At 65.1% G+C, this 12,422-nt stretch carries 12 protein-coding genes and 1 riboswitch; of the genes, 10 read left to right on the top strand and 2 right to left on the bottom strand.

All coding sequences use genetic code 11. The features are described 5' to 3' along the window. Positions 1-722: 722 nt before the first annotated feature. The 7 genes from fliL to fliR all read left to right on the top strand — a co-directional run bounded on the left by fliL (position 723) and on the right by fliR (position 5,122). Positions 723-1,217 carry a flagellar basal body-associated protein FliL gene (gene fliL, locus BG61_RS21210; RefSeq protein ID WP_035925017.1) on the top strand — a complete coding sequence of 165 codons (495 nt, stop codon included), beginning with the start codon at positions 723-725 and terminating at the stop codon, positions 1,215-1,217. Positions 1,218-1,296: 79 nt separating this feature from the next. Continuing rightward, a complete protein-coding gene (fliM, locus tag BG61_RS21205; RefSeq protein ID WP_035925015.1) occupies positions 1,297-2,295 on the top strand; it encodes a flagellar motor switch protein FliM in 999 nt (332 codons plus the stop codon). A 31-nt stretch (positions 2,296-2,326) separates the two neighbouring features. Beyond that, positions 2,327-2,737, top strand: coding sequence for a flagellar motor switch protein FliN (gene fliN, locus BG61_RS21200; protein ID WP_370818006.1), 411 nt, complete (start codon positions 2,327-2,329; stop codon positions 2,735-2,737). Continuing rightward, on the top strand, positions 2,734-3,258 hold the full coding sequence (gene fliO / locus BG61_RS21195; protein WP_035925009.1) for a flagellar biosynthetic protein FliO: 525 nt from the start codon (positions 2,734-2,736) through the stop codon (positions 3,256-3,258). The genes fliN and fliO overlap by 4 nt, the downstream gene beginning before the upstream one ends. Further along, positions 3,259-4,029, top strand: coding sequence for a flagellar type III secretion system pore protein FliP (gene fliP, locus BG61_RS21190; RefSeq protein WP_035925006.1), 771 nt, complete (start codon positions 3,259-3,261; stop codon positions 4,027-4,029). 13 nt (positions 4,030-4,042) lie between these two features. After that, positions 4,043-4,312: a flagellar biosynthesis protein FliQ gene (gene fliQ, locus BG61_RS21185; protein ID WP_035925005.1), complete on the top strand. Its 270-nt coding sequence runs from the start codon at positions 4,043-4,045 to the stop codon at positions 4,310-4,312. Positions 4,313-4,327: 15 nt separating this feature from the next. Next, positions 4,328-5,122 carry a flagellar biosynthetic protein FliR gene (gene fliR, locus BG61_RS21180; RefSeq protein WP_035925001.1) on the top strand — a complete coding sequence of 265 codons (795 nt, stop codon included), beginning with the start codon at positions 4,328-4,330 and terminating at the stop codon, positions 5,120-5,122. Positions 5,123-6,006: 884 nt separating this feature from the next. Here fliR and BG61_RS21175 read toward each other — a convergent pair. Continuing rightward, the gene (locus BG61_RS21175; RefSeq protein WP_035924998.1) at positions 6,007-7,701 is read right to left on the bottom strand and encodes an isovaleryl-CoA dehydrogenase; all 1,695 of its coding nucleotides are present in this window, start codon (positions 7,699-7,701) and stop codon (positions 6,007-6,009) included. A gap of 405 nt (positions 7,702-8,106) precedes the next feature. On the opposite strand from BG61_RS21175, the gene BG61_RS21170 reads away from it, so the two are divergent. Next, positions 8,107-9,756: an OmpA family protein gene (locus tag BG61_RS21170; protein WP_035924996.1), complete on the top strand. Its 1,650-nt coding sequence runs from the start codon at positions 8,107-8,109 to the stop codon at positions 9,754-9,756. A gap of 108 nt (positions 9,757-9,864) precedes the next feature. Here the strand turns inward: BG61_RS21170 and BG61_RS21165 are convergent, their stop codons facing one another. Then, on the bottom strand, positions 9,865-10,809 hold the full coding sequence (locus tag BG61_RS21165; protein ID WP_035924994.1) for a LysR family transcriptional regulator: 945 nt from the start codon (positions 10,807-10,809) through the stop codon (positions 9,865-9,867). Between the two features lie 119 nt (positions 10,810-10,928). Here BG61_RS21165 and BG61_RS21160 point away from each other — a divergent pair, with 119 nt between their 5' ends. Further along, the gene (locus BG61_RS21160) at positions 10,929-11,384 is read left to right on the top strand and encodes a CidA/LrgA family protein (RefSeq protein WP_035924991.1); all 456 of its coding nucleotides are present in this window, start codon (positions 10,929-10,931) and stop codon (positions 11,382-11,384) included. A gap of 14 nt (positions 11,385-11,398) precedes the next feature. After that, positions 11,399-12,121, top strand: coding sequence for an LrgB family protein (locus BG61_RS21155; protein ID WP_035924989.1), 723 nt, complete (start codon positions 11,399-11,401; stop codon positions 12,119-12,121). Positions 12,122-12,284: 163 nt separating this feature from the next. Beyond that, a riboswitch (S-adenosyl-L-homocysteine riboswitch) is annotated at positions 12,285-12,405 on the top strand. Positions 12,406-12,422 lie beyond the last annotated feature (17 nt).

The following is a 12,422-nucleotide window of genomic DNA, read 5'->3' as shown; positions in this document are numbered from 1 at the left end:
CCGTCTCGGCACTACGTGCCCGACGAAGGGTAAAGATGGCGGTCCGGCGAACTTCGCGTCACAGCAAAGCGCTTGGGTACGCATGACAAGGAACGAAGCGATTGGTTATGGCGCACCTTGCGTGCGAGCGCAGCGAGGACGGAGGGATGACTGCCTTACCAATCCGTCTGGTGGTGCGGTGGGGCTGTGGGTCCACGTACCTATCCGCTCGACGAACAGAGGTGGACACTCCCACGGTCGGGCCACTCCGAATGACTCGAACGTGGTCACGTCCTAATACCGCTAACCCCATAGCTGCTTTCTTTGGTTACTTTCTTTGCAGCAGCAAAGAAAGTGACTGCCGCCCCGCACAGGGGCGAAGCTAATAAACCAATATCAAAACAAGTTTCATAGAAGCCGAAGCGCATCAAACGGTTCAAGACACCCCAACCCCAAGCGCCAGCGAAAGAAAGCGACTGCCGCCCCGCACAGGGGCGAACCTAATAGACCAATATCAAAACAAGTTTCATAGAAGCCGAAGCGCATCAAACGGTTTAACAAACCTCAACCTCAACCCCAACCCCGAGCGCCAGCGGCCCGCCTGCCAAACCCGCCCCACCCAGTCCAGACCAAGCGCCAGCGCCCCCAAAAGAACGAGTTAGCCCCAAATTTCCCTTCTGTTCGGGCCATCGGGTGGCGCTTCTTTCGCCAACAATGCAGGCTACAGAAAGAGGCACTCATTCATGGCAACCACCACGGCAAACCAGCAACCCATCGTCCCCGCGAAGAGCGCGAAGCTCAAGCGCATCCTCCTCATCGCGATCGGCGCGATCGTCCTGCTGGGCGCGGGCGCTGGCGGCGCGTACTTCGTGCTCGGCAAGACCGGCGCGCACGGCCCGGCGAAGCCGCTTCCGGTGCCCCCGCCCGTGTTCTTCCCGCTCGAATCGCTGACGGTCAACCTGCAATCCGACGAAAGCTCGATGCACTATCTGCGCGTCGGCCTCACGCTCAAGCTGCGCGACGAGAAAACCCAGGCGATGCTCAACGAACACATGCCGGAAGTCCGCAGCCGCGTACTGCTCCTGCTCTCGAACAAGCACCCCGAGGAACTCTCCACGCTCGACGGCAAGCGCGCGCTCGCCAGCGAGCTGCGCACGGCCGTCGAAATGACGGCGAGCACCAAGGACCAGCCGGTGCGCGTCGATGAAGTGCTGTTCACCGAGTTCGTCGTTCAGTAAGCGCGAGCGGACCGGCAAAGGCAGATCACGCAAACGAGCGGCGCAGCGCACAGCAAAAGGAACAGGAAAGGGAACAGCAATGGGCCACGAAGAGTTCATGTCGCAGGAGGAGGTCGATGCCCTCCTCAAGGGCGTCACCGGCGAAGTCGACCAGGTTTCCGACGATACCAAGCCGGTCGGCGTACGCCCGTACAACATCGCGACGCAGGAACGCATCGTCCGCGGCCGGATGCCCGGCCTCGAAATCATCAACGACCGCTTCGCGCGCCTCATGCGCGTGGGCATCTTCAACTTCATGCGGCGTTCGGCGGAAATCTCCGTCGGGCCGGTGAAGGTGCAGAAATACAGCGAATTCACGCGCAACCTGCCAATCCCGACCAACCTGAACCTCGTGCACGTGAAGCCGCTGCGCGGCACGTCGCTCTTCGTCTTCGACCCGAACCTCGTGTTCTTCGTCGTCGACAACCTGTTCGGCGGCGACGGGCGCTTTCATACGCGCGTCGAAGGACGCGAATTCACGCAGACCGAGCAGCGCATCATCAGCAAGCTGCTCAACCTCGTGTTCGAGCACTACACGGCGTCGTGGAAAAGCGTGCGTCCGCTGCAGCTGGAACACGTGCGCTCCGAGATGCACACGCAGTTCGCGAACGTCGCGACGCCCAACGAGATCGTGATCGTCACGCAGTTTTCGATCGAGTTCGGCTCGACGGGCGGCACGCTCCACATCTGCATGCCGTACTCGATGATCGAGCCGATCCGCGACGTGCTCTCCTCGCCGATCCAGGGCGAGGCGCTCGAAGTGGACCGCCGCTGGGTGCGCGTGCTGTCGCAGCAGGTGCAGGCGGCGGAGGTGGAGCTGACCGTCGATCTCGCGGAGATCCGCTCGTCGTTCGAGCAGTTGCTGAACATGCGCGCCGGCGACGTGCTGCCGATCACCGTGCCCGAGCATGTCGTGGCCAAGGTGGACGGCGTGCCGGTGATGGAATGCGGCTACGGAATTTTCAATGGTCAATACGCGCTGCGCGTGCAGAAGATGATCAGCGCAACCGACATGATGAAGGAAGGTGGATATGAGTGACCTGATGCAGGAAGGCACGTTGCCCGGCGCGATGGGCGTCGGCGACCCGCTTAAGAACGACGATCTCGGCATGGACGACTGGGCGAGCGCGCTCGCCGAGCAGAACGGCAACGACGCGCCCGCGGCGGCGACGGCGGGTGTGTTCCAGCCGCTCTCGAAGGCCGCTGCGCCCTCCACGCGCAACGACATCGACATGATCCTCGACATCCCCGTGCAGATGACGGTGGAGCTCGGGCGCACCAAGATCGCGATCCGCAACCTGCTGCAACTGGCGCAGGGCTCTGTCGTCGAGCTGGACGGCCTCGCCGGCGAACCGATGGACGTGCTCGTGAACGGCTGCCTGATCGCGCAGGGCGAAGTGGTGGTCGTGAACGACAAGTTCGGCATTCGCCTGACCGACATCATCACGCCGTCCGAGCGCATCCGGAAGCTGAATCGATGAAACGCTTCATCGCCGCGCTCGCCGCCGCGCCGGTCTTCCTGCCCTGCATCGCGCACGCCGCCGACATGAACGCCGTGAACCACGCCGCGCAGATCGCGTCGGGCGTGGGCGCGGGGACGGCCGTGCCGTCGCTCGGCTTCGGCGCGGTGCTGCAAACGCTCTTCGGGCTCGTCATCGTGATCGGCTTCGTGTTCGGCTGCGCATGGCTCGCCCGCAAGTTTGGCATCCAGGGCGGCAGGCGCACGGGGCTCGTGAAGGTGGTCGGTGGCGCCTCGCTCGGCAACAAGGAGCGCGTAGCGGTGATCGAGATCGGCGATACGTGGCTCGTCGTCGGAGCCGGTCCCGGCAATGTGCGCCTTCTTCACACGATGCCTGCGGGGTCGGCCGAAGCAGGCGTCGCGGGTGTCGAAGGTCCTGCGTCCACGCAAACGTTGCAAGGCACCTTCGGTCAACGGTTTCGCGATGCCCTCGCCGGTGAAGCGAACAAGCGTCTTCAAAAGTTCGCGGGCGGGAGCAAGTAAATGCAGGTCAGTCGTTTTGTCGTGCGCGGGGTGAAGCTCGCGCTGCCGGTCGCGATCGCGGCCCTTCCCTACGCGGCATTCGCGCAAAGCACGGCGGGTCTCCCCGCCTTCAACACCAGCCCAGGCCCCAACGGCGGCACGACGTATTCGCTCAGCGTCCAGACGATGCTGCTGCTCACGATGCTGTCGTTCCTGCCCGCGATGGTGCTGATGATGACGAGCTTCACGCGCATCATCATCGTGCTGTCGCTCCTGCGGCAGGCGCTCGGCACGGCGAGCACGCCGCCCAATCAGGTGCTGGTCGGGCTCGCGCTCTTCCTGTCGTTCTTCGTGATGTCGCCGGTGCTCGATCGCGCCTACAACGACGCGTACAAGCCCTTCTCCGAAGGCACGATCACGATGGACCAGGCGATGCAGCGCGGCGTCGCGCCGTTCAAGCAGTTCATGCTGCGCCAGACGCGCGAGACCGACCTCGCGCTCTTCGCGAAGATCTCCAAGGCGCCGCCGATGAACGGCCCGGAAGACGTGCCGCTGTCGCTGCTCGTGCCGTCGTTCGTCACGAGCGAGCTGAAGACCGGGTTCCAGATCGGCTTCACGATCTTCATTCCGTTTCTCATCATCGACATGGTGGTGGCGAGCGTGCTGATGTCGATGGGGATGATGATGGTCTCGCCCGCAACGATCGCGCTGCCTTTCAAGCTGATGCTGTTCGTGCTCGTCGACGGCTGGCAGTTGCTGATCGGCTCGCTGGCACAGAGCTTCGTTTCATAGTCAGGGGCACACGATGACACCCGAATCCGTCATGTCGATGGCGCATCAGGCGATGTATGTCGCGCTGCTGCTTGCCGCACCGCTTTTGCTCGTCGCGCTCGTCGTCGGGCTGGTGGTGAGTCTTTTCCAGGCTGCGACGCAGATCAACGAGGCGACGCTCTCGTTCATTCCGAAGCTGATCGCCGTGGCGGTGACACTCGTGATCGCCGGGCCGTGGATGCTTTCGACGCTGCTCGACTACATGCGCCACGTATTCACGATCACGCCCGCCATCACCGGCTGACGGGCTCGCGCGCCGATGTTCTCCGTCACCTACGCGCAGCTGAACGTCTGGCTCACGTCGTTCCTGTGGCCGTTCGTGCGCATCCTCGCGCTGATTGCGACCGCGCCCGTCATCAGCCACATGGCGGTGCCGATGCGCGTGAAGATCGGGCTCGCCGGGTTTCTCACGCTGATCGTGGCACCGACGCTCGGCGCGATGCCGCAGGCCACGGTGTTCTCCGCCGACGGCGTGTGGATCATCGTCAACCAGTTTCTGATCGGCGCGGCCCTCGGGCTGACGATGCAGGTTGCGTTTGCCGCGATCGATGCCGCCGGGGAGTTCATCGGGCAGCAGATGGGGCTCGGTTTCGCGATGCTCTACGATCCGCGTGCGGGGGGCAATGCGGTGGTCGTGTCGCGCTATCTGAACGCGATCGCGACGCTGGCGTTTCTCGTCCTCGACGGCCATCTGCAGATGATCGCCGCGCTCGTCACGACGTTTCAAAGCGTGCCGGTCGATGCGAACGTGCTGGGGGCGGCGGCCAATGCGCAGGGGTGGCGCACGCTGGCAGCCTATGGCGGCAGTGTGTTTTCGACGGGGTTGCTGCTTTCGCTGCCCGTGGTGGCGGCGCTCCTCATCTCGAATCTTGCACTCGGCATTCTCAATCGCGCGGCGCCGCAGATCGGGATATTCCAGGTGGGGTTTCCGGTCACGATGCTCGTGGGTTTGCTGCTGCTTCAGTTGATGGTGCCGAATCTCATTCCTTTCTTTCAAAGGGTCTTCGAAAGTGGCATCGGGGAGATGGGGCGGGTGGCGGCGGCCATGCACTAGTCTTTTCCGCGTGCGCTTTTTTCAGGGGGTCTGTTTTTTCGTTGCTCGGGCTTTTTTTGCCGCAGGCGCGCCGCTGGTGCTTGGGGTTGGGGTTTGTTGAACCGTCTGATGCGCCTCGGCTTCTGTGAAACTTGATTTCTTATCGGTCTATTGGCTCGCCCCTGTGCGGGGCGGCAGTCACTTTCTTTGCTGCTGCAAAGAAAGTAACCAAAGAAAGCAGCTATGGGGTCAGCGGTATCAGGACGTGACCACGTTCGAGCCTTCGGAGTGGCCCGGCCGCAGGAGTGGTCACCTCTGTTCGTTACGGGGATAGGTACGCGGACCCAACGCGTCATCGCACCTTCAAACTGAGTGGTAAGGCAGTCATCCTTCCGTCCTCGCGCTCCGCGCTCCGACGCAAGGGTCGCTCAGCCACAACCGAATTTCACACCACTGCTGCCAGTCACGGCCAATCGGTCGGTCCCTCGCACCCCGACAAGGAATACGCGGACCCGCCGTCTCATCGCACACCACGGCTCACTGACAAGAGAGTCTCCATCCGCCCCCGCGCTCCGACGCAAGGATACGCAGAGCCACCGCCCCATCTCACGCCACGACCGACAAAAGGCAGTCAGACGCCCGTTCCCCCGCGCTCCTGCCCACGGGCCTCTCCACCTTCGGCTCCGTCCCCGGTTTTCGTATTTTCACGCCCTTCGTTCTCGCAGCCCCTCATTGCGGGCGTCGCGGCGCGCTTGCCGATGCGCTCATCCCGCGACCGCTCATCCCGAGACCGCCCATCCCGCAACCGCTCATCCCGCGAACGCTCATCCCGCAACCCCTCATCTCCCGAGCGCCCGCCCCAGGCGGCTCGGCGGGGCGCTTGCCGGAGCGTTCATCCCGGCCCCTCACCCCCCAAACGCCCGCTCGATCAACCCCGCATGGTCGAAGCGCGCCGGCAGCGTGCCATACACCCGCCCCGCTTCGCCGCGCGCATCGCCCAGCCGCGTCTCGATGAACGCGTCCGCCACCTCCGCGCCGCCATGCTGCGCAAGCAATACCGCCTGCGCCGTCAGCACCAGTTGCTGCGCAATGCGCCGCGCCGACGCTGCGCGCGTCGCCGGCTCCGCGCGCAGCGCGCCAGCGAGCTCCGACAACGCCCGGGCAAGCACCGGACGCTCGCGCGCCACCGGCTCCCACGACGCCAGAAGCGCATGCGCGGCATCGCTCTCGCGCTCGAACGCGCGCAGCACGTCGAGACACATCACGTTGCCCGAACCCTCCCAGATCGAATTGACCGGCGCCTCTCGATAGAACCGCGCCATCGGCCCCGTTTCGACATAACCATTGCCGCCCCAGACCTCCATCGCCTCGCCGGTGAACTCGAGCGCGCGCTTGCACACCCAGAACTTCGCGGCAGGCGTGACGATCCGGCGCCACGCGCGCTCCTCCGGCGCGCCGTCTGCCGTCGCGCTCCTCTCGAACGCGCCCGCGAGCCGCATGAAAAGCACGGTCGCCGCCTCCGACTCCAGCGCGAGATCCGCCAGCACGTTGCGCATCAGCGGCTGCTCGACGAGCTTGGCGCCGAACACGCTGCGATGCCGCGCATGATGAATCGCCTGCACGATCGCGGCGCGCATCAGCGAGGCGCTGCCGATCACGCAGTCGAGCCGCGTGTAGTTCGCCATCTCGATGATCGTCGGCACGCCGCGCCCTTCCTCGCCAATCATCACGCCGTACGCGTCGAGAAACTCCACCTCGCTGCTCGCATTCGACCGGTTGCCGAGTTTGTCCTTCAGGCGCTGCACCTGCACGGCGTTCTTGCTGCCGTCAGGCGAAAATCGCGGGACGTAGAAGCACGAGAGCGCCTCGCCTTCGCCCGCGCGCGCAAGCACCAGATGCGCGTCGCATTGCGGCGCCGAAAAGAACCACTTGTGCCCGATCAGCTGGTATTCGCCGCTGCGCCCGGGCGTGCCCGTCGCGTGCGCGCGGGTCTGGTTGCTGCGCACATCCGAGCCGCCCTGTTTCTCGGTCATGCCCATGCCGATCAACATCGAGCGCTTGCCCGCGCCAAGCGGGATGTCGCGCGCATCGTGCTCGCGCGAGAGCAGCGGCTCGCGCAGCGCCGCGTAGAGCACCGGTTCGTTCTGCAGGACCGGAATGCTCGCGAACGTCATCGTGAGCGGACACAGCGAGCCGGATTCGAGCTGGCCGTGCAGGAAATAGCCGGCGCAGCGCGCGGCCATCGCGCCGGGCCGCGGTGCTTCGAACGGCAGTGAGTGCAGCCCCTCGCGCCGCAGCAGCGAAACGAGCGTGTGCCAGGCCGGATGAAATTCGATCGCATCGATGCGCTCGCCGCGCGGACTGTGCGTATTCAGCTCGGGCGTGTGGCGGTTGGCGAGTTCCGCGAGCGCGAGCACGCCGGGCTGCGTAAGTGCGAGGCCGTCGCGCGAAAGCGCTTCGAGATGCCACCCCGCGCCTTCCCGTTCGAGCGCGGCGATGAGCGCGGGGTCGGTCGTCAGCGCGTTGTAATCGGCGAGCGGCGGCGCCTGATTCGTGACCTCGTGCGTCTGACCGTAATGGGGGTGCGAAAGCGCGTTCATTGCGGGCTCCAGTAAGCGCGGCTTCGTGCAGCCGTCTGGTTCTTGCCTGAATTGAGCGATACCGGCGATCGGCGGCAGCGCGCGGACACGCAAAAAATGCCGTCTCGAATTAGGAAATGATAGGACGCGCTTTCACGCTGCGTGTAGAGGAATACTTCTTTCCATCGCGGCGGCTTGAGCGAAATCGATTACGGAGACTCGCGACACTTAGGACGCTCTCTTTGGCAAACGCGCATGGGCGCTGGCTCGCGCCAGACATTCATGCCAGCCGTTTCCGAAAACGACCAGGTTTGAGGTTAATCCGATTTTATGGTTAGAAACCCTGACTTTCCCGGGGCCGAATCTATAATCGGCGCCGCCCGGATTGGGCTGCTGTGCAATTACGCATTCGAGGAAAGCAGAGAAATGAGCATTAACGTTATTCAGTTGGTACAGGGCGCTTTGACCGAAAGCGTGTTGCAGCAGCTCGCCACGCGCTTCGGCGTCGCGCCGGAGGCTGCGAAGCGCGTCATCGGCATGGTGGCGCCGGCGCTGCTCGGTTCGCTGATGAACAAGGCCGCGTCGCCGGAAGGTGCGCGGGGTCTGTTCTCGGCCATCATGTCCCCGGACACGAACGCGCACATCGTCGAACAGTTGCCGCAGATGGTGCAGGGCGACGGCCTGCAAAAGCTGCTCGGCATGGGCTCGCGCATTGCCGGCCTGATCGCGCCCACCGAGCGCATCGAAGCGATGAGCGGCAAGGTCGCCGAGCATACTGGCGTGGCCGCGAGCGCGACGCATGCACTGACGGGTGTCGTCGGCGCGACGCTGTTCGGCGTTCTCAAGAACTACTTCATGCAGCACAACGGCAGTGTCGGCCAGCTGCCGACGCTGCTCGGCCATCAGTTGCCGTTCATCAAGCCCGGCATGACCGACCCGATCGCGGGCGCGCTCGGTCTGGGCGGCGCGGGCAGTTTCCTTGCCGGCGTGGGCGCGCAGATGAAGGCGGTCTCGTCGCATCTGGACCATCCGCAGGCGCACGGCGCGCGCGTGTCGGCGGTGCACGAGTCGCGCGACAAAGTCTTGGTCGCGGAGAAGGCACGCGGCAAGAAATGGTGGTGGCTCGCGCTGGCCGCGGCCCTCGCGCTCCTCGCGATCCTGCTCGGGCGCGGCTGCGTCGGGGAGAAGAAGCCGGTCTCGGAGCCGGTCGCCGCAGCGGCATCGGAGGCATCGATGGCCGCGCCCGCCGCTGCGATGGCGGCTTCGGAGCCCGCGCCCGCACCGGTGCCGACGAAGGACGCGCTGCTGACGTTCTCGGTCGACAAGGCCGGCGTGCCGACGCTCAACGCGACGCTCGGCAGCGAAACGGAGAAGAAGACGCTGCTCGACGCGCTCACCGCGAAGTTCGGCGAAGGCAAATTCAACGCGAACATCACGGTCGACCCGGAGACGAAGCCCGCCAGCTGGCTCGACAAGCTCGACGGCCTGCTGCCGCTCATGCAGTTGCCGGGCGCGGAAGTGAAGCTCGCCGGTGAGAAGATCGAGCTGAGCGGCACGGCCGCGGATGCGAAGCTCGGCTGGCTCGACAAGCTGAAGTCGCTGTTCGGCGCGGGTTTCACGATCGGCACGTTCGACGTGAAGCAGGCTGTCGCGAACGCGAAGGATTCGTTCATGAACGCGTTCAGCGCGCTCAAGCCGGACGACTGCGCCGCCGCCGATGTCGCCAAGGTGCTGAACCTGCAGGTGATCAACTTCACGACAGGCTCGGACGTGCCGCCGCAGGACGCGCAACTGGCGCTCGCGAAATCGGCCGACCTGCTGAAGACCTGCGCGACGAACGGCAAGGCCGTGAAGCTCGAGATCGGTGGCTATTCGGACAATGTCGGCAAGGCGGCGTCGAACCTGACGCTGTCGAAGAAGCGTGCCGAAGCGGTCCGCGCATACCTCGTCAAGCACGGCGTTCCCGCCGACGCGCTGACGGCACAAGGTTTCGGCGATGCAAATCCGGTCGCCGACAACTCGACCGCGAGCGGCCGCTTTGCGAACCGCCGCATCGAGTTCAAGGAACAGCAGTAACGTTCGGCGTCATGGCGGTGCGTGCGTTTCCTGCATCGCCCCGCCGTGAATGACACGCCGTCGCGCGCAAGCGCGGCGGTTTTTTTCGTTTCCGCGCGTGCGCACGCATTACGGTTCACCGTCGCGGCGTCGCGCGGGAAAGCCTTCCGCCGCGAGAAAATCCTGCCCGAGATTGGCGGGCAGCGTCTCCCGCGCGACGTCGAGCCACGCGCGCGCCGCATGCGACAGATAGCCGTTGCGTCGCCACCCTACCGCCATGTCCCAGTGAATCTCGGGGGCGACGACCGGCCGGCAGGTGAATGCGCTGGCGTCGAGCCGCCGGCAGTACGGCGCGGGCAGCAGCGCGATGCCGACGCCCGCCTGTACCAGCGCCGCCATGAAATCCCAGTGCCCGCTGCGCCCGACGATCTGCGGCGCAAAACCGGCCTCGCGGCACGCGTTCAGCACGACGTCGCTGAGCGCGAGGCTTTCGCCGTAGAAGACGAACGGCTCTTCGGCGAGCCCGGCGAGCGGCACTTCGGCCATCGAGTCCCAGCGCGAACCCTTTTGCGCGACGAGCCAGAGAAGCTGGCGGCTGACGGGTAGCACGTCGAAGGTGGCGAGATCGACGGGCTGGAGCACGCCGCCCAGTTCGAGTTCGCCGTCGAGGAGCGCCGCCTCGATCGCCTTCGATCCGCGTTCGAACAGCTTCAGCTCGACTTTCGGATAGCGTTGCCGGAACGCGGCGATGGCCGGCGTGAACAGCGAACCGCCCATCGGCGGAATGCCGATGGTCAGCGTGCCGCGCCCGAACGTGCCGAGGTCGTTCAGTTCGGCTTCGAGCCGCGCGTGCGCGGCCAGCACGTCGAGCCCGCGCTGATAGACGATCTGGCCGGCATCCGTGAGCACCATCTGGCGGCCTTCGCGCAACAGCAGCGGGGAGCCGATTTCGTCTTCGAGCGCCTTCACCATTTTGCTGATCGTCGGCTGCGTGACGAACATCTGCTCCGCGGCGACGGTGAAGCTCTTCTGTCTCACGACCTCGATGAAATATCTCAGCGCACGCAATTCCATGGCCGCTCCAGAATTCCAAAATGGAATGTAACGGATAAGTTTAAGTCATTTTTATTATGTTTACGGGGACTCTATACTCGGCCTACAGGTTAACCCTAATGCATTTCCGAGGTCCTCCCATGCCAGATTCCACCGCCAATTCGACGACCCTCCGCTCGCGCGCCGCGCTCGGCCGATTCATGCGGATCGCGCTTCAGAGTTCGGCGCTCGCCGCGATCTTTCTGGCTGCGGATTTCGTCGCGCGCAGGTTCGCGCTGCCGGTACCGGGTGGCGTCGTCGGCTTGCTGGCGCTGCTCGCGCTGCTCTTTTGCGGCGGCATCGCGCCGCGCTGGGTCAAGGCAGGCGCCGACTGGCTGCTCGGCGACATGCTGCTGTTCTTCATTCCGGCGGCGGTCGCGGCCGTGCAATACGGCGGCCTCCTGATGGAAGACGGCTGGCGGCTCGCGCTCGTCGTGGTCGGCGGCACGCTGATGGTGATGGTGGCCGTGGCGTTCGCGGTCGAACAGGCCGCGCGCCTCGAGCGCCGGCTGGCGCTGCGCCGCGCGATCGTCGCCCGCGTCGCGGCGCGCGCCTGAACGGGCCCCGCGCGATGGCCCATTTCTACGACTCCCTGCTCGCCGATGACGCCGCGCGTCTCATCGCGGCGGGCTGCTTCGTGCTGACGGTGGCGCTGTATTTCGCGTCGAAGCGCCTCTACGCGCGATTCAGGAGCCTGTGGCTCACGCCGCTCGTCGCGGTTCCGGCCGTGCTGGCGCTTTTCGTCGTGCTCGCGCAGATTCCGTATCCGGTCTATTTCGCCGACACGCGCTGGCTGATGTGGCTCCTCGGCCCCGCGACGGTGGCGTTCGCCGTGCCGATCTACGAATATCGGCACCTGCTGAGACGCCACTGGATTTCGCTGTCGGTGGGCGTGACGGTGGGCATTCTGGTGGCGGTCGGCGGGTCGCTGGCGCTCGCGAAACTGCTGCATCTCTCGCCGGACCTGCAGCGCAGCCTCGCGACCCGCTCGGTCTCCACGCCCTTTGCGCTCGCCGTCTCCGACAAGATCCATGCGCCGAAGGACCTCACCGCGCTGTTCGTCATCGCGACGGGCGTCTGCGGCATGCTTTTCGGCGAAATCGTGCTGGCGCTCGTGCCGCTGCGCACGCGGCTCGCGCGTGGCGCGCTCTTCGGCGCGGCGGCGCACGGCGTGGGCACTGCCCGGGCGCGGGAACTGGGGAGCGAAGAGGGCGTCGTCGCCAGCCTGACGATGATGATCGCCGGGGTAGTCATGGTGCTGCTCGCCCCGGCGCTTTCGTTCCTGCCCTTCTGACCGGCTGACACGGCGGCCGGCGCCGGGCGTCCGTCCGCGAATCGCCGCAACGGAAAAAAGTCCCAGGCATGACGAAAGCGCAACCGCGCCGAGCGCACATAAAAACCTCAAAACCCCTGCGGCGGCCGTATCGCGCGAGTCATTTTTGATACAATCGGCACTCGCTTCCGAGGAGCGTTGCGACGGCTTTCACCAGGCCGCCAGGCTCGGAGCATTCAATCCGGACGGTTCGAAAACGCGATGAGCGTTCATTGATCCGCCGCATCGAACGGCGCTCACGTCAACATTTCTATATTTCTTA

The organism is Caballeronia glathei (genome assembly GCF_000698595.1).
GTDB lineage: Bacteria > Pseudomonadota > Gammaproteobacteria > Burkholderiales > Burkholderiaceae > Caballeronia > Caballeronia glathei.
Note: the sequence above shows the minus strand (reverse complement) of the source record. Positions and strands in the feature narration are given on the sequence as shown.